Source organism: Metapseudomonas resinovorans DSM 21078, assembly GCF_000423545.1.
In the GTDB taxonomy this organism is placed as follows: domain Bacteria; phylum Pseudomonadota; class Gammaproteobacteria; order Pseudomonadales; family Pseudomonadaceae; genus Metapseudomonas; species Metapseudomonas resinovorans.
Window position 1 is genome coordinate 57731 of record NZ_AUIE01000015.1, and the last position, 17738, is coordinate 75468.

At 65.1% G+C, this 17738-nt stretch carries 17 protein-coding genes; 11 read left to right on the plus strand and 6 right to left on the minus strand.

Going from position 1 to position 17738, the window contains the following annotated elements; translation table 11 throughout:
- Positions 1-2: 2 nt before the first annotated feature.
- The 5 genes from G559_RS0113750 to G559_RS0113770 form a co-directional block, all read right to left on the minus strand.
- On the minus strand, positions 3-986 hold the full coding sequence (locus G559_RS0113750) for a ketopantoate reductase family protein (protein ID WP_028628775.1): 984 nt from the start codon (positions 984-986) through the stop codon (positions 3-5).
- Positions 987-1029: 43 nt separating this feature from the next.
- Positions 1030-1821 (minus strand): ABC transporter ATP-binding protein, encoded by a 792-nt coding sequence (locus G559_RS0113755; RefSeq protein WP_028628776.1) that lies wholly within the window; start codon positions 1819-1821, stop codon positions 1030-1032.
- A complete protein-coding gene (locus tag G559_RS28965; protein WP_051246660.1) occupies positions 1821-3617 on the minus strand; it encodes a branched-chain amino acid ABC transporter ATP-binding protein/permease in 1797 nt (598 codons plus the stop codon). Before G559_RS28965 ends, G559_RS0113755 begins: the two co-directional genes overlap by 1 nt.
- Positions 3614-4651 (minus strand): branched-chain amino acid ABC transporter permease, encoded by a 1038-nt coding sequence (locus G559_RS0113765; protein WP_028628777.1) that lies wholly within the window; start codon positions 4649-4651, stop codon positions 3614-3616. The genes G559_RS28965 and G559_RS0113765 overlap by 4 nt, the downstream gene beginning before the upstream one ends.
- Positions 4652-4745: 94 nt before the next feature.
- The gene (locus G559_RS0113770; protein ID WP_028628778.1) at positions 4746-5897 is read right to left on the minus strand and encodes an ABC transporter substrate-binding protein; all 1152 of its coding nucleotides are present in this window, start codon (positions 5895-5897) and stop codon (positions 4746-4748) included.
- A 734-nt stretch (positions 5898-6631) separates the two neighbouring features.
- On the opposite strand from G559_RS0113770, the gene G559_RS0113775 reads away from it, so the two are divergent.
- From G559_RS0113775 to G559_RS0113825, 11 genes are all read left to right on the plus strand, one after another.
- Positions 6632-7744, plus strand: coding sequence for an amidase (locus G559_RS0113775; protein WP_028628779.1), 1113 nt, complete (start codon positions 6632-6634; stop codon positions 7742-7744).
- A gap of 25 nt (positions 7745-7769) precedes the next feature.
- The gene (locus G559_RS0113780; RefSeq protein ID WP_028628780.1) at positions 7770-8942 is read left to right on the plus strand and encodes an acyl-CoA dehydrogenase family protein; all 1173 of its coding nucleotides are present in this window, start codon (positions 7770-7772) and stop codon (positions 8940-8942) included.
- A gap of 27 nt (positions 8943-8969) precedes the next feature.
- On the plus strand, positions 8970-9332 hold the full coding sequence (locus tag G559_RS0113785; RefSeq protein ID WP_028628781.1) for a hypothetical protein: 363 nt from the start codon (positions 8970-8972) through the stop codon (positions 9330-9332).
- A gap of 5 nt (positions 9333-9337) precedes the next feature.
- The gene (locus G559_RS0113790) at positions 9338-9844 is read left to right on the plus strand and encodes a nuclear transport factor 2 family protein (protein ID WP_028628782.1); all 507 of its coding nucleotides are present in this window, start codon (positions 9338-9340) and stop codon (positions 9842-9844) included.
- Between the two features lie 140 nt (positions 9845-9984).
- Complete coding sequence (locus G559_RS0113795) at positions 9985-11259, plus strand: aromatic ring-hydroxylating oxygenase subunit alpha (protein WP_028628783.1); 1275 nt, start codon at positions 9985-9987, stop codon at positions 11257-11259.
- Positions 11260-11342: 83 nt separating this feature from the next.
- Positions 11343-11819, plus strand: a complete 477-nt coding sequence (locus G559_RS0113800) for an aromatic-ring-hydroxylating dioxygenase subunit beta (protein ID WP_028628784.1) — start codon at positions 11343-11345, stop codon at positions 11817-11819.
- Between the two features lie 153 nt (positions 11820-11972).
- Positions 11973-12713 (plus strand): SDR family NAD(P)-dependent oxidoreductase, encoded by a 741-nt coding sequence (locus tag G559_RS0113805; protein WP_028628785.1) that lies wholly within the window; start codon positions 11973-11975, stop codon positions 12711-12713.
- Positions 12714-12802: 89 nt separating this feature from the next.
- Positions 12803-13762, plus strand: coding sequence for a PDR/VanB family oxidoreductase (locus G559_RS0113810; RefSeq protein ID WP_028628786.1), 960 nt, complete (start codon positions 12803-12805; stop codon positions 13760-13762).
- A gap of 18 nt (positions 13763-13780) precedes the next feature.
- Positions 13781-14281 (plus strand): flavin reductase, encoded by a 501-nt coding sequence (locus G559_RS0113815; protein ID WP_028628787.1) that lies wholly within the window; start codon positions 13781-13783, stop codon positions 14279-14281.
- Between the two features lie 275 nt (positions 14282-14556).
- On the plus strand, positions 14557-15837 hold the full coding sequence (locus G559_RS0113820; RefSeq protein ID WP_028628788.1) for an OprD family porin: 1281 nt from the start codon (positions 14557-14559) through the stop codon (positions 15835-15837).
- A gap of 60 nt (positions 15838-15897) precedes the next feature.
- On the plus strand, positions 15898-16521 hold the full coding sequence (locus G559_RS0113825; protein WP_028628789.1) for an NIPSNAP family protein: 624 nt from the start codon (positions 15898-15900) through the stop codon (positions 16519-16521).
- 204 nt (positions 16522-16725) lie between these two features.
- Here the strand turns inward: G559_RS0113825 and G559_RS0113830 are convergent, their stop codons facing one another.
- On the minus strand, positions 16726-17613 hold the full coding sequence (locus G559_RS0113830; protein WP_028628790.1) for a LysR family transcriptional regulator: 888 nt from the start codon (positions 17611-17613) through the stop codon (positions 16726-16728).
- Positions 17614-17738: the final 125 nt, after the last annotated feature.

The following is a 17738-nucleotide window of genomic DNA, read 5'->3' on the forward strand; positions in this document are numbered from 1 at the left end:
GGTCAGGGGCGTGGCTGGTCGGCACGAAAGCGCGCCAGGGCGACCAGGTGGCGAGTGATGGGCATGGGCAGTTCAAGGCGCTCGGCCAGTTCCAGTACCGAGTCACCGATGGCGGCCAGCTCCAGGGGGCGGCCTTTGTCATAGTCCTGGAGCATCGAGGTGCGCACCGCGCCCATGCCGGCGCCCAGGTCAAGGAAGGTTTGCGGATCGAACTCGATGCGTGCGCCATAGGCCGCCGCTGTCAGCAACGTCTCGTGCAGGCAGTCGCCGGCGAGCTGACGCAGGTCGGCCTGGCCGTAGATCTGTTCCAGGGTGGCGCCGGTAATCACCGACAACGGGTTGGAGCTGAGGTTGGCGATGGCCTTGGTCCAGACCGAATCGCGGATGCGCTCGCTGGCGCGGGCTTCGATTCCGGCCGCTGCCACCACCGCCCGCAGCTGTTCCAGGCGCGATGTGAGGCGGTTGTCGGGCTCGCCGAAGATCATCAGGTGCGGGTTCTGCGCCTCGGCCACGGCGGGGGCCGGGCATTGCGCGGTGATGAAGACCACGCAGCCGATCACCCGGGTGAGGTCGATGCGTTCGGCGAGCAGGCCCTGCGGGTCCACGGCGCGGATGTGCTGGCCGGCGAAGCGGCCTTCCAGGCCGTGGAAGTACCACCAGGGCAGGCCGTTGACGACCGGCACCACCAGGCTATCGGCGTGTAGCAGCGGCTGGATGTCGGCGGCGAGGGCGGGCAGCGCGTCGGCCTTGGCACAGAGGAAGACGATGTCCTGGGGGCCGAGGTCGTGGGCGCGGTCGCTGGCGGGGACGCGGACGAAGTGGTGGCCGTCGAGGTCGTCCAGGTGGATGCCGTTCGCGCGGATGGCTGCCAGGGTGGCGCCTCGGGCCAGGACCGAGACCGCATTGCCGGCGTCGGCCAGGCGTGCGGCCAGGGTGCAGCCGATGGCGCCCGCCCCGGCGATGCAGATACGGGGTGAGTGGTTCATGGTTCCTCCTTGAGGGCCCGGCCTTGGCGGCCGGGCCGGTGCGTCAGCTGGCGAGCATTTCCTGGTGCTTGCTCGCCAGGCCGAGGTAGGCCTCGATCACGCGCGGGTCGTCGGCCAGTTGGGCGGCGGGGCCTTCCATGGCGATCTGTCCGGTTTCCAGTACGTAGGCGTAGTCGGCCACCCGCAGCGCGGCGCGGGCGTTCTGTTCCACCAGCAGGATGGACACCCCCTGCTGGCGCAGGGTGGTGATGATGCGGAAGATCTCGCGGGTGATCAGCGGCGCCAGGCCCAGGCTGGGTTCGTCGAGCATCAGCAGCTTGGGTTTGGCCATCAACGCGCGGCCCACGGCGAGCATCTGCCGCTCACCGCCGGAGAGGGTGGCGGCCAGTTGGTCGCGGCGCTCCCGCAGGCGCGGGAAGAGGTCGTAGACCTCCTTCAGGGTTTCGCCGTGGTCGCGCTTGCCGCTGCGGTGGCGCTGGAAGGCGCCGAGCAGCAGGTTGTCGGCGACGGTCATGCTGCCGAACAGCTCGCGCTTCTCCGGCACCAGGCCGAGGCCGCGCGACACCATCACTTCCACTTCCGGCACCGCTTCCAGGCTGCCGTCGAACTCGACCCGGCCACGGGAGCCGAGCACGCCCATGATGGCCGAGAGCAGGGTGGTCTTGCCGGCGCCGTTAGGGCCGATCACGGTGACGATCTGCCCCTGGCCGACGGTGAGGCTGGCGTTGCCAAGGGCCTCCACCTTGCCGTAGGCGACGCTGAGATCACGGACCTCCAGCACAGCGTTGGCCACGAGGTTTTGCGGCTGCTTCAGGTCTTGAATCGGCATGTTCATCACTCGGCTCCTCCGAGATAGGCTTCCAGCACGGCCGGGTCCTTCTGTACGTCGGCCGGCAGCCCGTGGGCGATGCGTTGGCCGAACTCCATCACCACTACCCGGTCCACCAGGCCCATGACGAAGTCCATGTCGTGCTCCACCAGCAGGATCGCCATGCCTTCGCTGCGCAGGCGGCTGAGCAGCATGCCGAGGGCTTCCTTCTCCTTGTGGCGCAAGCCGGCGGCGGGCTCGTCGAGCAGCAGCAGGCAGGGGTTGGCGCAAAGGGCGCGGGCGATCTCGAGGATGCGCTGCTGGCCGAGGGCCAGACTTCCGGCTTCGGCATCGAGGTAGTCGCCCAGGCCGACGCGCTCCAGCTGGCGGCGGGCCTCGGCCAACAGCTCGGCTTCCTCGGCGCGGTCCAGGCGCAGCGCGGCGCTGAGCACGCCCTTGTGGCCGCGCAGGTGGGCGCCGATGGCAACGTTTTCCAGCACGCTCATTTCCGGCAGCAGCTTCACATGCTGGAAGGTGCGGCTCATGCCCATGGCGGCGATGTTGCGGGAAGCGATGCCGTTGATGCGCTGCCCGCGGAACAGCACCTCGCCCGAGGTGGGCGTATCCACACCGGAGAGCTGGTTGAACAGGGTGCTCTTGCCGGCGCCATTGGGGCCGATCAATGCGAGGATTTCCCCGGCGCGCACGTCCAGGTTCATGTCGTTGTTGGCCACCAGCCCACCGAAGCGGCGGGTGACATTGCGGGCTTCCAGCAGCACTTCACCGGCCGCAGGCAGATCGCGGCGCGGCAGCTCGGCGGCGGCGCCGACACTGATCACCCTGCGTGGTTTCCAGGACGCCGGCACCAGGCGCAGCAGCAACGGCCAGAGGCCGCCGGGCGCACGCTGCATGAGCAGGATGATGATCAGCCCGAAGACAATCACCTCGTAGTTGCCGGTGCTGCCGAAGAGTTGCGGCAGCAGGTCCTGCAGCCACTGCTTGAGCAGGGTCAGCACGCCGGAGCCGAGCAGTGCGCCCCAGACGCTGGCCACGCCGCCGATCAGCGCCATGAACAGGTAGTCGATGCCCATGTGCAGGCCGAAGGGCGTGGGGTTCACGAAGCGCTGGGTGTGGGCATAGAGCCAACCCGAGACGGCGGCGAAGAGGGCGGAGATGACGAAGATCACCAGCTTGGAGCGGAAGGTGTTCACCCCCATCGACTCGGCCATCAGCTGGCCGCCTTTGAGGGTGCGGATGGCGCGGCCTTCGCGGGAATCCAGGAGGTTCTGGGTGACCAGCATGGCGCAGAGCAGCACCGCCCAGATCAGGTAGTAGATCTCCTCGCCCTTGTTCAGCTCCCAGCCGAACACGGAAATGGAGGGCAGGCCGCTGACGCCGGTGTGGCCACCCAGGGATTCCATCGTGCCGAACAGGTAGTAGAGCGACAGCCCCCAGGCGATGGTGCCCAGCGGCAGGTAATGACCGGAGAGCTTGAGGGTCAGGGCACCGAGCAGCAAGGCCACCGCGCCGGTCAGGACCAGCCCCACCAGCAGGGTCAGCCAGGGCGAGGCGCTGGCCCAGGCCAGCCAGCCCGGCAGGTCCTGCACGGTAGTCAGGTAGGCGCTGGTATAGGCGCCAAGGCCAACGAAGGCGGCCTGGCCGAAGCTGGTCATGCCGCCGACGCCGGTGAGCAGCACCAGGCCGAGGACCACCAGCGTGTAGAGGCCGATGTAGTTCAGCAGGGTGACGTAGAAGGGCGGCAGCAGCAGCGGCGCGAGGCCGAGCACGGCCACCAGGGTGAGGATCAGGTAGCGCGGTTTCATTCATCGTCCTCCACATGACGGCTGGTGAGGGAGCGCCAGAGCAGGAAGGGGATGATCAGGGTGAAGACGATGATCTCCTTGTAGGTGCTGGCCCAGAACATCGAGAAGGCCTCGATCAGGCCCACGCCCAGGGCGCCCAGGGCAGCGACCGGGTAGCTCACCAGGCCGCCGATGATGGCGCCGACGAAACCCTTGAGGCTGATGACGAAACCCGAGTCGAAATAGAGGGTGGTGATGGGGGCGATGAGGATGCCCGACAGCGCGCCGATGAAGGTGGCCAGGGCGAAGGTGGATTTGCCCGCCAGCGTCGGCGAGATGCCCATCAGTCGCGCGCCCAGGCGGTTCACTGCGGTGGCGCGCAGGGCCTTGCCATACAGGCTGCGCTCGAAGAACAGGAACAGGCTGATGATCAGTGCCAGGGACACGGCGATCACCCACAGCGTCTGGCTGTTGAAGGTCACCGGGCCGAGGGTCAGGCCGGCCTCGGAGAACGGTGCGGTGCGCGCGCCTTCCGGGCCGAACATCAGCAGGCCGATGCCCACCATGGACACGTGCACGGCGATGGAGACGATCAGCAGCACCAGGGCGCTGGCCGAGGCCAGGGGCTGGAACACCAGGCGATAGAGCTGCGGTCCGAGGGGCACCACCAGCGCCAGGGTCAACAGTGCCTGGATCGCCATGGGCAGGTCGGCCAGGGGCAGGCCACGGATCAGGCCCACCATGGCCAGGGCGTAGGCGAGCTTGAGGACAATCCGCCTGGGAAAGCGGAACCCGCGGCTGGCGCGGGTGGCGTCATACAGGTCCATGGCGCAGTCGGCCAGGGTGAGGGCGAGCAGCAGCCAGACCAGTGCGGTGGGCTGGCCAGCCTGCAGGGCGGCCATGGTCAGCGCGCCGTAGGTGACGAACTCGCCCTGGGGGATCAGCAGGATGCGCGTCACGGTGAAGACCAGCAGGATCGACAGCGCCAGCAGCGCATAGATGGCGCCGTTGGTGATGCCGTCCTGGCCGAGCAGCAGGGCAATCTGGAAATTCATGGTGGGAACTCTTGTTGCGGTGTGAGTAGCCGCGGCCTCGCTCTGTAGGGTGGTCTTCATCCCACCCTACAGAGCGAGGCCGTGCAGGCTGCGATCAGTTGCTGCCGAGCAGGGTCCAGGTGCCGTTCTTTACCTGGATCAGTTCGCGACCGCGCTCGTCAAAGCCGCTGTGGTCATCCGGCGTCATGTTGTAGACACCCTGGGTGGCGGGTACCTCGTGGCTTGCCTCCAGCGCATCGCGCAGGGCGGCGCGGAACTCCGGGGTGCCCGGCGCGGCCTTGGCGGCGGCCAGCGGGATGGCCTTCTGCAGCAGCAGGCCGGCGTCGAAGGTGTTGGCGCCGAAGGTGGCCGGCTTGCTGCCGTTGAGCTTTTCGTAGGCGGTCACGTACTCGCCTGCGATGGCCTTGGACGGGTGGCTGTCCGGCATCTGGTCGAGCACCAGCATCAGGCTTGCAGCCAGGATGGTGCCTTCCACCTTCTTGCCACCGAGCTTGAGGAAGTCCGGCAGGGCGGCGCCGTGGGTCTGGTACATCTGGCCGCGATAGCCCTGGTCGAACAGGGTGGTCTGCGGCAGTACCGCGGCGCTGCCGGGGGCGGCCACCAATACGGCGTCCGGGCGGGACGCGAGCACCTTCAGGCTCTGGCCGGTGACCGAAGTGTCCTGGCGCTGGAAGCGCTCATTGGCCACCAGCTTGATGCCGTGCTCGGCCGCCATGGCGCCCATCACCTTGGACCAGTTCTCGCCGTAGGGGTCGGCGGTGCCGATGAAGCCCAGGGTCTTCACGCCACGGGTGGTCATGTCTTCCACCAGAGCCTTGGCGATCAGGTCGTCGTTCTGGGTGGTCTTGAACACCCACTTCTTCTGCTCGTTCATCGGCAGCACCACGGCGGCGGTGCCCACCGGAGCCAACAAGGGTACGCCGGCCTCGGCGACGAACTGGATCACGCCCATGGCGTTGGGCGAACCGCTCGGGCCGATGATGGCGTCCACGTTTTCCTCGCTGATGAGTTTCTTCAGCGCCTTCACGGTGGCGGTGGGGTCGCTGCCGTCATCCAGGGCGATGTACTTCACCGGCTGGTCGCCGGCCTGGGTGGGCAGCAGCGGCACGGAATTCTTCTGGGGCAGCCCGACGAGGGCGATGGGACCGGTGGAGGAGGTGATGACGCCGACCTTCACTTCGGCCTGTGCGAACGACAGGCAGGCGGCGCTGAGGAGCAGGGTGGACACGGCTTGTTTGAAGTGCATGACGACTCCGGGGTTGCAAGGCTATTGGAGAGGCAAGGACCCGCAGTGCGCGCCGGCTGCTAGGGACCGATGCGCGGATGGCTTGCCGCCTTCTTGTTGTTCTGGCGCCACGAGGCGCTACCGGCGGGTATCCCGCTCGGCGGGAAACCAAAGTGCAGCTCCCGTGCCAGAAAACCTGCTCCGTGCCGGTGCGGTGATGGCGGGGACCTGCTCGCCCTGCCTGTTTTTCCATCAAGTCAGCGCTTTCTGATGCCTCCATCGGACGCTTCCGAAAACTCCTTTCGCACCAGTGGCAATCGGCCTTGCAGCAGTCTTTTGCATGGTGTTTTTTGCGTCTAAATCAGTAATTTTTATGGCTTTAAAATCTCTGTTTTATTGCTCGTTTTTTTGCGACGAAGTGAAAACATTTCGTTCGATAAACGCACAAGCGCTGACGTTGAGAAGGCCAGGTGTTTCCCTGTGTAAACATGAGAATCAATCTCATGAAAATCATAACTATATGGAAAATAACAATTTATCTTAATTTGTTGCGTGAACTTTCCATTTTTAACCTGTTACCGAATTGCACGTTACTGGTGCTTGGCAACTCAGAAATGCACCGAAAATACACACTCCTTTTCTTGTGATAATTCAATTGACATTTCACGTAATTCTTCCGATTTTAGATTTACGCGATCGACACCCCGGACAGGGTCTCGATCGAGCACCAACAAGAACGCCAATGGGTGAAGCAAATGACGATAGTGGTCGAGAAGCTGGAGCTGGGGGGCACGGGGCGAACCGTGATGGTGAAGGACACCATCGATATCGCCGGCCACCCGACCCGTGCCTCCAGTCGTGCGCTGGAAGAAGCGCACGACGCCGAGCGTCATGCCGATGTGGTCCAGGCGCTGCTGGACGCGGGCTGCCGCATCACCGGCAAGACCAGCCTGCATGAACTGGCGTTCGGCACCACCGGCCTGAATGCCTGGACCGGTACTGCGGAGAACCCGCGTTATCCCGGCCGCGTACCCGGCGGTTCTTCCAGCGGTTCGGCTGCCGCCGTCGCCGCTGGCCTCTGCGACTTTTCCCTGGGCACCGACACCGGCGGTTCGGTGCGCGTACCCGCTGCCTGTTGCGGCGTGTTTGGCCTCAAGCCCACCTTCGGCCGCGTCAGCCGCGCCGGTGTGATGCCGGCGCAAACCTCCCTGGACTGCGTCGGTCCCTTCGCCGCCAGCATTGATCTGCTGATCGAAGCCATGGCGGTCATCGACCCGTCCTTCAAGGCGCTGCCCGACGTCAGCGGCATCCGCATCGGAGTGGTGCCGGTCGACGCCAACCCGGAAGTGCAGGCGGCCCTGGATGCCGTGCTGGAAGCCTCGGATTTCGAGTTGCACAGCGTCCCGCTGCCCGGCATGCAAGCCGCTTATGACGCGGGCCTGGCTGTCATCAACCGGGAAACCTGGAACGCCTGCGGCCACCTGGTGGAAACCGGCCTGGTGGGCGCCGATGTCGCGTCCCGTCTGCTGGCCGCCAGCAAGACCACCGATGCCGCCCTGGCTGAAGCCGAAGCCATTCGCGCCGCCTTCACCGCCGAGGTGGACGCCGCCCTGGCGCGCTGCCCGATCCTCGCGCTGCCGACCATGCCGGACTACCCGGCACGGGTCGCAGATGCCGCCGACACCCGCGCGGCCATCGGCATGACCGCCTTCGTGCGGCCGTTCAACCTCACGGGCCACCCGGCGTTGAGCATCCCCTTCGAGGGCGTCTCGAAATTGCCGGTGGGCCTGCAACTCGTTGCCGCCAAGGGCGCGGATGAACTGCTTTGCGCAGTCGCCTGCGAGCTCGTGCGGCGCCTCGAACAATAACCACAAAGCCCACCTGGAGAGCCCCATGTCTTCGCTAAGCGCGCTGGATTACCAGCCCCCCGCCCCGATTACCGCGAGTGAAGGATTCCAGGCGCTGCTCGCCGACATCCGCGAGCGTGCCCGGCACGAGGAATTCGACCGGCAGAAATTCATTTCCCAGGACGTGATCGAGCGCTTCAAGGAACTTGGCGTCTACCGCGCGCTGGTGCCCACCCGCTTCGGCGGCGACCAGCGCTCGCCCATGGAGTTCTGCCAGATGGTGGAGGAAATCTCCGCCGCCGACGGTTCCGCCGGCTGGGTCGCCAGTTTCGGCATGAACCCGGTGTACCTGGCCGCGCTGCCCATGGCGACCCTGGAAAAGGTCTACGCCAATGGCCCGGACGTGGTCTTCGCCGGTGGCATCTTCCCGCCGCAGCCGGCCGCCTTCGTCGAGGGCGGGCTGGAGGTGAACGGACGCTGGAAGTTCTCCAGCGGCTGCATGGGCGCCACCCTGATCGGTGTCGGCATCAGCCCGAAGAATGGCGACACCGTGGGCCTGCCGCGCTTGGCGGTGATGCCGCGCGAGAAGGTGAAGATCGAGGAAACCTGGGATGTGGTCGGCCTGATCGGCACCGGCAGCCATGACGTGGTGATCGACGGCGTGGTAGTGCCCGAGGATTGGACCTTCGTTCGCGGCGGTCCGGCCAACCTCGACGAGCCGATGTTCCGCTACCCGTCGCTGTCGTTCGCCACCCAGGTGCTGTCCGTGGTCGGCCTGGGCGTTGCCCGCGCCGCGCTGGACTATCTCAGCGGCATGGCCAGCGGCCGTTTCTCCGTCACTGGCGCTCCGGCCCTGGCCGACCGCCCCCTGGCGCAGATGCAGATGGCCAAGGCCGAAGCCGAGCTGCGCGCCGCCCGCGCCTGGTTCTACGAGGCAATGGAAAGCGCCTGGGCAACCGTGCTCGCCGGCGATGCCGTGAGCGTGGAGCAGACCAACCTGCTGCGCCTGTCCTCGACCCACGCCACTCGCGTGTCTGCCGAAGTGGCGCGCAGCGCGCAGATGCTCTCCGGCATGACGGGTGTCTACCGCGACAACCCGCTGTCGCGCTTCGTCAACGACACCCTGGTGATCACCCAGCACGCCTTCATGGGCGACATGACCTACCAGAACGCCGGCGCGATCTTCTTCGGCAACAAGCCGCTGCCCGGCTACCTGTGAATTCCAACTGACTGATCGGTGATTTCGATGAGCGAGAAAAAAGCCCTGCGCGTCCTGTTCTGCATGGGTATCAACCAGAACTTCTTCGACGCCCCGCGCGACGAGCAACTGCAGGTGTGGGCCGCCTTCAGCGAAATGTGGAACGGCATCCACGACCTGCCCGGCGTGAAGGTGTTCGGCAACATGGACGACGACCAGAGCATGGTCGGCCCGTCCACCGGCTACCCCTGGACGACCTACCTGCTGGCCGACGTGCCGGACATCGAGACCGTGCACGCCGCCTGCAACCTGTTCCGCACCACGGCGGTGGGCGACGGCACTTACAAGCTGTGGCGCTACGCCAAGGTCGAGGCCCGCACCGGCCGCGAACTGATCATCCAGCGCGCGTGACCGCCATGACCGAAGCCCTTGAGCAACGCCTGCGCCAACTGGAAAGCGAGCACGCCGTACGCGCCTGCATGAACCGCTACATGGAGCTGTGCGACGCGCTGGATGCCCGCACGCCGCTGGATGAGCTGGCCGGCCTGTTCACCGCCGATGCCATCTGGGAAGGCAAGGGCGCCAAGTACGCCAAGAGCTTCGGTGGCTACCAGGGCCGTGAGGCGATCCGCGCCATGTTCGCCACCTACATGGTGGAGCCGGCGCACTTCGCCCTGAACGTGCACTTCCTCTGCTCCGAGTTGATTCGTGTGAACGACGACAGCGCAGACGGCAGCTGGGTGATGTTGCAGACCTCGACCTTCGCCAGCGGCGCTTCGCACCTCAATGCGGCGCGCCTGACGGTGAAGTTCCGCGAGGAGGAGGGCGCCTGGCGCATGGCGCATTTCCAGACCGAGAACCTGTTCAGCCGCCCGGTGGAGGCCTGGAACGATTCCGCGCACCTGCCGGTGCCGGGCAAATGAAGACGCCTGCGCGCGAACTTGTAGGAGCGAGCTTGCTCGCGAAAGGAGAGCGACCGGGGTTCGCGAGCACGCTCGCTCCTACGGAAGCCACCAACAAGAGATTTCTGTGAGTCGGCGTATTGCGCCGACGAGGAGTGACCGTGACCAACCTGATCGAAACCGTGAACCTGGCCAGCTCGCCGGCCGACCTGGTGCTGCACGACCGCGTGCACACCTCCCTCTACACCGACGCCCGCCTGTTCGACGAAGAGCTGGAGAAGGTGTTCTACAGCACCTGGATCTGGGTCGCCCATGCCAGCGAGATTCCCGAGGCCGGCAGCTACAAGAGCACCTACGTCGGCAAGCAGCCGGTGATCGTCGTGCGTGACCGCAAGAAGGACGTGCACGTCCTGCTCAACCGCTGCCGTCACCGTGGCGCCACCGTCTGCGAGCACAGGAAGGGCAAGACCAGCAGCTTCGTCTGCCCCTACCACGGCTGGAGCTACGCCCTGGACGGCAGCCTGCGCGGCGTGCCGCACCCGGAGAGCTACGCCGACTGCCTGGACAAGGGCGAGCTGCCGCTGGTGAGCCTGCGTGTCGAGCAATACAACGGCATGATCTTCGCCACCTTCAAGGACGATATCGAGCCGCTGGTGGACTTCCTCGGCCCGGCCAAGAAGTGGATCGACCTGTTCATGAAGCAGGGTGCCGGCTACGGCGTGAAGGTTTCCGGTGAGCACCGCTTCCGCTTCCCCGGCAACTGGAAGATCCAGCTGGAAAACACCACCGACGCCTACCATTTCCCGCTGGTGCACAAGTCGTTCCTGTCCTCGGTGGACGAACAGACCCTGGAGCTCTTCGACTTCGTCAAAGGCCCGGGCTATGTCGAAGACCTCGGCAACGGCCACAGCGTGATGGTGATGATCCCCGACCTGGTGGACCTGGAAGCCAATCTCGACCTGCCGATCCCCGAACGCTTCGAGGCCCTGGCCGCAGAACTGCGCGCCGAAGGCATCGAGGAGCAGCAGGTGCGCCGCATCGTCCGCGCCGTCGGTGGCTCCGGCTTCAACCTCAACCTGTTCCCCAACGTCGCCTGCTCCATGGCCTTCTTCCGCGTGCTGCAACCGATCTCGGTGAACGAGACCGAAATCCACCACGCAGTGATCACCATGGACGGCGGCCCGGCCGTGGCCAACCGCTACCGCCTGCGCCTGCACGAACACTTCCAGGGCCCCATGGGCTTCGGCACCCCGGACGATTCCGAGGCCTGGGAGCGCGTGCAGAAGGGCGCCCAGGCGGGCACCGACCTCTGGATCATGCTCAACCGCGGCCTGCCTGGCGAGAAGCCGAGCGAGGACGGGCTGATCAGCGACGTGAGCGCCGAAACCGGCATGCGCGCGGCCTATCAGCAGTGGAAAAAGATGATGTCGGCCTAACCCCATCCGACGCTGCGCTTGCCCTTCCCCTGCGGTGAGAAGGGCGGCGTGGCCACGCAACGCACAGTTTGAAGAGACCAGCCATGAACCTTGAATTGCTCAATCACGTCAGCGCCTTCATCTGGCAGGAAGCGGACATGCTCGACCACGGCGAATTCGACGCCTGGTTGAACCTGTGGTCCGACAAGGGCACCTACATCATCCCGATCGATCCGAACGAGACCGATTTCGAGAACACCCTGAACTACGCCTACGACGACCACCACATGCGCCAACTGCGCGTGCAGCGTCTGATCGGCGGCGAGTCCATCTCCACCAGCCCGCGTGCCCGCACCGTGCGTGCCCTGTCGCGTTTCCGCGTACTGGGCGAGGAGAACGGCGTGGTGACCGTGCGCTGCGCACAGAACCTGCGGGAGTTCCGCAAGGACGTGCTCAAGCACTACACCGCCGACATCACCTTCCAGCTCAAGCGCGAAGGCGAGGGCTTCAAGATCCAGCGCAAGCTGATCCAGCTGATCAACTCCACCGATACCCTGGCCGGTATCGGCTACATCCTCTGAGGGCCAGTCCATGAGCTGCTGCGCGTCGGCGATACCGCGTCATCAATGGCTTCGAGATGCTCATTTACGGCACGTAAACTCCGCTCTCTCAGCCCTTGCTTCCTTGTCTCGCTCTAGCTCGCGAGCCCATGAACAGACCCTCGGGAGCGCGTCATGAGCCAAGTAGCCCTGGTTACCGGCGCGGCGCAAGGTCTCGGCCTCGCCATCGCCAGCCGCCTGTTCGCCGCCGGTTACGCGGTGGTGATCACCGACCTGTCGCTGGAGCGTGCTCACGCCGCTGCCGACCGGCTCGACCCCAGCGGCGAACGCAGCCTGGCGCTGAAGCTCGACGTGGCCAGCAAGGCCGACTTCGAGTCGGCACTGGCGGCGACCCTGGAACGCTTCGGTGCGCTGCACGTGGTGGTGAACAACGCCGCCATGACCATGACGACGCCGGTCATGCAGATCAGCCCCGAAGAGTTCGACCGCGTCCTGAGCCTCAATACCCGCAGTGTCTTCGTCGGCTGCCAGGTGTTTGGCGCGCACATGGCCGCAGCCGGCTACGGGCGGATCGTCAACATGGCTTCCCTGGCCGGGCAGAACGGCGGCACCGCCACGGGCGCGCACTACGCCGCGTCCAAGGGCGCCATCGTCACCCTGACCAAGATCTTCGCCAAGGAGCTGGCGGCCAATGGAGTGACCGTCAACGCCATCGCGCCCGGGCCTATCGAATCGCCTGCCGTGCGCGCAGCGGTGCCGGCCGAGCGCATGGAAGGGCTGCTGGCCAATATCCCGGTCAAGCGTCTGGGCGATGCGGATTTCCTCGGCGACCTGGTGGTGCAACTGGCGCGTCCTGAAGCCTATTTCACCACCGGGGCGACCTGGGATGTGAACGGTGGACTGTTCATGCGCTAAGTGCGCGAAGCGACAAAGCAATGCCGTGCGTGCAGTGCGGTGGGTAACAACGAGAACAAGCAGCACCTCGAAGGTGCGGGAAGGCCGGTATGAGTGAGCAAGTGTTGAATCTGGTGGTCCGCAAGCGGGTGGAACAGGGCGAGGGCGTAGTGATCCTCGACCTCGCCGACCCGTCGGGCAAACCCCTGCCGGCGTTCGAGGCCGGCGCCCATGTGGATATCCACCTCAAGCCCGGCCTGGTGCGCCAGTACTCCCTCTGCGGCGATCCGGCAAATGCCTCCGTCTACCGCCTCGGCGTGCTGCGTGACCCGGCTTCCCGTGGCGGTTCGGTAGCGGTCCACGAGTTGCTGCAGGAAGGCAGCGAGGTGGCCATCGGCGCACCGCGCAACCTCTTCCCGCTGGCTGCCGACGCCAGCCGCTCGATCCTGATTGGCGGCGGCATCGGCATCACCCCGATGATCGCCATGGCCCACGAACTGGCCGCGCAGGACAGTGCCTTCGAGCTGCACTACTGCGGTCGCTCGCGCAGCCGTACCGCCTTCCTCGATGAGCTGGAAAACGCCGACTTCGCGGCCTGCGTGCACACCCACTTCGACGACGAAGACGCCGCGCAGAAGCTCGATCTGCCCGCCGTGCTGGGTAAGCCGGCCGACGACGTTCACGTCTATGTCTGCGGCCCGGCCGGGTTCATGGACTGGGTGATTGCCGAAGCCGGCAAGGCCGGTTACGCCGACGATCACATCCACCGCGAGTACTTCCAGGTTGAAGTGGACGCCAGCGGCGACAGCTTCGAAGTGGTCGCCGAGCGCAGTGGCAAGACCGTGCAGGTTGCCGAGGGCCAGAGCATCGTCGACGCGCTGGCCGGCGTCGGCATCAAGATCGAGATTTCCTGCGAGCAGGGCGTTTGCGGTACTTGCCTGTGCGACGTGCTGGAAGGGGAGCCGGACCACCGCGACGTCTACCTGACCGATGAAGAGAAGGCCGCCAACGACCAGATCCTGGTCTGCTGCTCGCGGGCCAAGTCACAAAAACTGGTGCTGGACATCTGACAGCAGAGGGGCAAGACCATGGTCGATACCACTGGATTCCGTAATGCCATGGCGCTGCTGGGCGGCGCCGTTTCAGTCATCACCACCGACGGTGCCGCAGGCCGCTTCGGCTTCACCGCTTCGGCAGTGTGCAGCGTCACCGACCAGCCGCCGACGCTGCTGGTGTGCATGAACCGCTCCTCGTTCGCCAATGGCCATTTCAAGCAGAACGGCGTGCTCAGCGTGAACGTGCTGACCGCCGAGTTGAAGGACATCTCCGCCGTGTTCGCCAACCGCGAACTGAGCCCCGACGAGCGCTTTGCCCGCGCCAGTTGGAGCACCCTGGATAGCGGTTCGCCGCTGCTGGACGACGCCCTGGTGAGCTTCGACTGCCGCATCGCCCAAGCCCATGAGGTGGGTTCCCACACCATTTTCTACTGCGAAGTGCTGGGCATTCGCCACGGCAAGAGCCAGGAAGGCCTGGTGTATTTCAACCGCGCCTACCACCGCCTGGGAGATGCCTCGCGCTCGGCGTGCTGAGCCGTCGGTGGCGGTGGGCTGAAGCCCACCAATGAAAGAATTCCGGAGTTTCTCCGGATTACCTGGCGAGTTTCCTTCGCCAAGTTTTGAGTTGTACCCATAACTAGAAATCGAGGGCGCCCGTACATATTCGGGTAACGGGCCTTGCTACGCCTTTTTGCAGTAAGTGGTCATAAAAACAACACTGCGGATTAACTGCCTGAGTTGCTCTTTAGCTAATTAATCTGCTCCCACTCAATGTGCTTTGCGTGCACATGTAATAAAGGATCACGTCCATGTTTCAGAAAAGCTGGCTGGCCAGCGGCGTAGCTGCCGCAGGCCTGATGGGAATGCTCGTGCCGATGTCCGCCCAGGCGGACTTCGTGAAGGATCGGCAGATCAGTCTCGGACTGCGTAACTTCTATATCGACCGTGACTTCAAACAGGACAATGCCCCGCAGTCACGAATCGGTAGTTGGACCCAGGGTTTTGATTTTCGCGCTATCTCCGGATATACCGAAGGCCCGTTGCAATTCGGGCTGGACCTTTCCGGGCAATATGCCTATCGCCTGGACGGCGGCGGTGGACGCGGCCCGGATAGCATCATTCCCTACGACGACAGCAAGGGTGAGCAGGCGCGTGATTACGGCCGCGCCGCACTGACTGGCAAGATGCGCTATTCCAAGACCGAGCTGAAGGTCGGCGAGCACCGCCCGATGCTGCCGGTTGCCTTCTACGACGACAGCCGTCAGTTGATCACCACTTACCACGGCTTCCTGCTCGAATCCCGTGAACTGGACAAGCTGACCTTCACCGCCGGCCGCTTCACCGAGATCAGCAGCCGCGAGTCGTCCAACCGCGAAAAGATGTACCTGTTCACCGGCCCCAATGGCCCGCGTCGCACCAGTGATGGGCTGAACTTCGGCGGTGCCACCTACGCCTTCAATCCGAGCCTTTCCGCCACCTACTTCTATGGCCAGCTCGAAGACATCTACCAGCAGCACTACGCCGGCCTGACCCACAACGCCGACCTGGGTAGCGGTTACGGCCTGAAGACCGACCTGCGCTACTTCGACAACAGCGAAGACGGCAAGGCGCTCTACGGCGACATCGATAACCAGTCCTACGGTGCCATGACCACCTTGCGCAAGGGCGCTCACGCCATCGGCGTCGGCTACCAGCGCATGCTCGGCGAGAGCACCTTCCCGACCCTGAACGGCTACGCGCCGCAGCCCTACCTGGTGAACTGGTCCACCGTCGGTTTCGTCAAGCCCAATGAAAGCTCCTGGCAGTTGCGCTACGACCTCGACTTCGCCGCCTACGGCGTGCCCGGCCTCAAGCTGATGACCCGCTACCTGCGCGGCACCGGCATCGACCGTGGCAACAACGCCCTGGACCAGAACGTCGAGAGCGAACGCAACTTCTTCCTCAGCTACGTGGTGCAGAGCGGCCCGCTCAAGGGCGTCGGCGTCGAGTGGCGCAACATCGACGTCAAGACCCGCTATGGCAATGGCGGCGCCTCGGGCCCGGACTACCAGGAGAACCGCCTGATCACCACCTACACCTTCAAGTTCTGAGCCGCATGGGGCCGGCCGATGAAGGCCGGCCCCGCTTTCGGCCAAGGCGAAGAGACTCCCATGCGACTCTACGAACTCATCACGTTCACCCTGCGGGTGCGCACCCCGGCCACGGCCCTGGCACGCCTGGAATCCACCCTGGCCGAAGCGCTGCCGGGCTGCACCCTGGTCGGCTGCTGGGCTTCGGAAATCGGGCCCCTTAACCAGGTCGCCGTGTTGCGCGGCTTCAGCGACGAACAGGCCCGCCAGGCCGAGCGCGAGCGCTACCTGCTGGCGCGGGATGCATTCGGTATCGAGGAATTCATGCTCGACATGAAGGTGGAGAACTACAGCCTGTTCCCCTTCCTCGAACCCCTCGCGCCGGGCGCCCACGGCCCCTTCTACGAACTGCGGGAATACAACCTGATTCCCTCCGGCCTGGCTCCCACCCTGGAAGGCTGGAAAAAGGCTGTCGGGCCGCGCACCGGAGCAAGTTATTCACAGGTCTACGCGGCCTTCTACGCCACCGACGGACGCACGCCGCGCTACCTGCACATCTGGCCCTACGCGACCCTGGAGCAGCGGCTGGATGTCCGCACGCGAGCCGTCGAGGACGGTGTCTGGCCGCCGGAGAACTCCGGGCCACAGCTGCGCGAGATGCACTCCACCGCCTACCTGCCGGCGAAGTTCTCGCCGTTGCAGTAGGGCGGGATGTGAAACCTTTTTAGCTTTACCTCGGCCCGTTCCACTCCTTTGCGGGCCTTTTTTTCTTGTTGTGGGGGGGCGAGGCACCAGCAGGTTCTGCCGCCTGCTCAGAACCGTAGGATGGGTTGAGGCACGAAATCCATCGCTTCGGAATGATGGGTTTCGCTCCGCTCTACGCCATCCTACGAATCGCCCCCTGCATGCTCACGCGCCGATATGCCCTTCAGACAGTTCCTCGATCAGCGCGAGGCAATGGGTCAGCGCCGGCGAGGCATCGCCCACGCGACGGCTGATGATGATGGGGGAGGTGGCCTGGGCTTCCTGCAGGGTGGCGTAGCCGATATCGGCGCGGTGCAGCACCTGCACCGAGGCCGGCACCAGGGTGATGCCGATGCCGGCAGCCACCAGGCCGATGGCGGTCTGCAGTTCGTTGGTCCACTGCGCCACCTCGATCTGCAGGCCGTAGGCGGCGAACAGCGCGAGCACGTGGTCGGCATAGCTCGGCCTGGGGTTGCCCGGATAGAGCACGAAAGGTTCCTGGGCCAGGTCGGTCAGGCTCACGGGGCCGGGCAACAACGGATGCCCGGCGGGCAGGGCGGCCACCAGCGGGTCCAGGGTCAGCACCTGCTGCTGGATGGCGGGGTCGTTGATGTGGATGCGGCCGAAGCCCACGTCGATGCGCCCGGCCTTGAGCGAGTCCACCTGCTGCAGGGTGGTCATCTCCGACAGGCCCAGTTCCAGCCCGGCGTCGCTGCGCAGGCGGCGGATCAGGTCCGGCAGCACACCGTAGAGCGTGGAGGGCGCGAAGCCGATGCCGAGCCAGGCTTTTTCGCCCGACCCAATGCGGCGGGTATTGTCACAGACCTTTGTCAGCTGCTCGAGAAGGGTGCTGGAATGTTCATGGAAAAAGCGCCCCGCTTCGGTCAGGCGCAGAGGTCTGCCACGCTCCAGCAGGGCCACGCCCAGCTCCTCTTCGAGCTGCTGGATCTGCCGGCTCAGTGGAGGTTGCGCAATGTGCAGGCGTTCTGCGGCGCGGGTGAAGTTGAGGGTTTCGGCGAGCGCCTGGAAGTAGCGCAGGTGACGAAGCTCCATGGTGACTCCGGGGCGGTTGCGTTTCAGGTTGTTCGATACCCTGGAGGTATCGAGCTAGACAAACTCTATATTGGACCTCGCGATTTGTCGCGGCCACTATCGGGACCAGATGAAACGAACCTGAT

What these genes read in the sequence shown, in the direction of transcription:
- G559_RS0113750 (WP_028628775.1), bottom strand. Translation starts at nt 986, where the DNA reads ATGAACCACTCACCCCGTATCTGCATCGCCGGGGCGGGCGCCATCGGC.
- G559_RS0113755 (WP_028628776.1), bottom strand. Translation starts at nt 1,821, where the DNA reads ATGAACATGCCGATTCAAGACCTGAAGCAGCCGCAAAACCTCGTGGCC.
- G559_RS28965 (WP_051246660.1), bottom strand. Translation starts at nt 3,617, where the DNA reads ATGAAACCGCGCTACCTGATCCTCACCCTGGTGGCCGTGCTCGGCCTC.
- G559_RS0113765 (WP_028628777.1), bottom strand. Translation starts at nt 4,651, where the DNA reads ATGAATTTCCAGATTGCCCTGCTGCTCGGCCAGGACGGCATCACCAAC.
- G559_RS0113770 (WP_028628778.1), bottom strand. Translation starts at nt 5,897, where the DNA reads ATGCACTTCAAACAAGCCGTGTCCACCCTGCTCCTCAGCGCCGCCTGC.
- G559_RS0113775 (WP_028628779.1), top strand. Translation starts at nt 6,632, where the DNA reads ATGACGATAGTGGTCGAGAAGCTGGAGCTGGGGGGCACGGGGCGAACC.
- G559_RS0113780 (WP_028628780.1), top strand. Translation starts at nt 7,770, where the DNA reads ATGTCTTCGCTAAGCGCGCTGGATTACCAGCCCCCCGCCCCGATTACC.
- G559_RS0113785 (WP_028628781.1), top strand. Translation starts at nt 8,970, where the DNA reads ATGAGCGAGAAAAAAGCCCTGCGCGTCCTGTTCTGCATGGGTATCAAC.
- G559_RS0113790 (WP_028628782.1), top strand. Translation starts at nt 9,338, where the DNA reads ATGACCGAAGCCCTTGAGCAACGCCTGCGCCAACTGGAAAGCGAGCAC.
- G559_RS0113800 (WP_028628784.1), top strand. Translation starts at nt 11,343, where the DNA reads ATGAACCTTGAATTGCTCAATCACGTCAGCGCCTTCATCTGGCAGGAA.
- G559_RS0113805 (WP_028628785.1), top strand. Translation starts at nt 11,973, where the DNA reads ATGAGCCAAGTAGCCCTGGTTACCGGCGCGGCGCAAGGTCTCGGCCTC.
- G559_RS0113810 (WP_028628786.1), top strand. Translation starts at nt 12,803, where the DNA reads ATGAGTGAGCAAGTGTTGAATCTGGTGGTCCGCAAGCGGGTGGAACAG.
- G559_RS0113815 (WP_028628787.1), top strand. Translation starts at nt 13,781, where the DNA reads ATGGTCGATACCACTGGATTCCGTAATGCCATGGCGCTGCTGGGCGGC.
- G559_RS0113820 (WP_028628788.1), top strand. Translation starts at nt 14,557, where the DNA reads ATGTTTCAGAAAAGCTGGCTGGCCAGCGGCGTAGCTGCCGCAGGCCTG.
- G559_RS0113825 (WP_028628789.1), top strand. Translation starts at nt 15,898, where the DNA reads ATGCGACTCTACGAACTCATCACGTTCACCCTGCGGGTGCGCACCCCG.
- G559_RS0113830 (WP_028628790.1), bottom strand. Translation starts at nt 17,613, where the DNA reads ATGGAGCTTCGTCACCTGCGCTACTTCCAGGCGCTCGCCGAAACCCTC.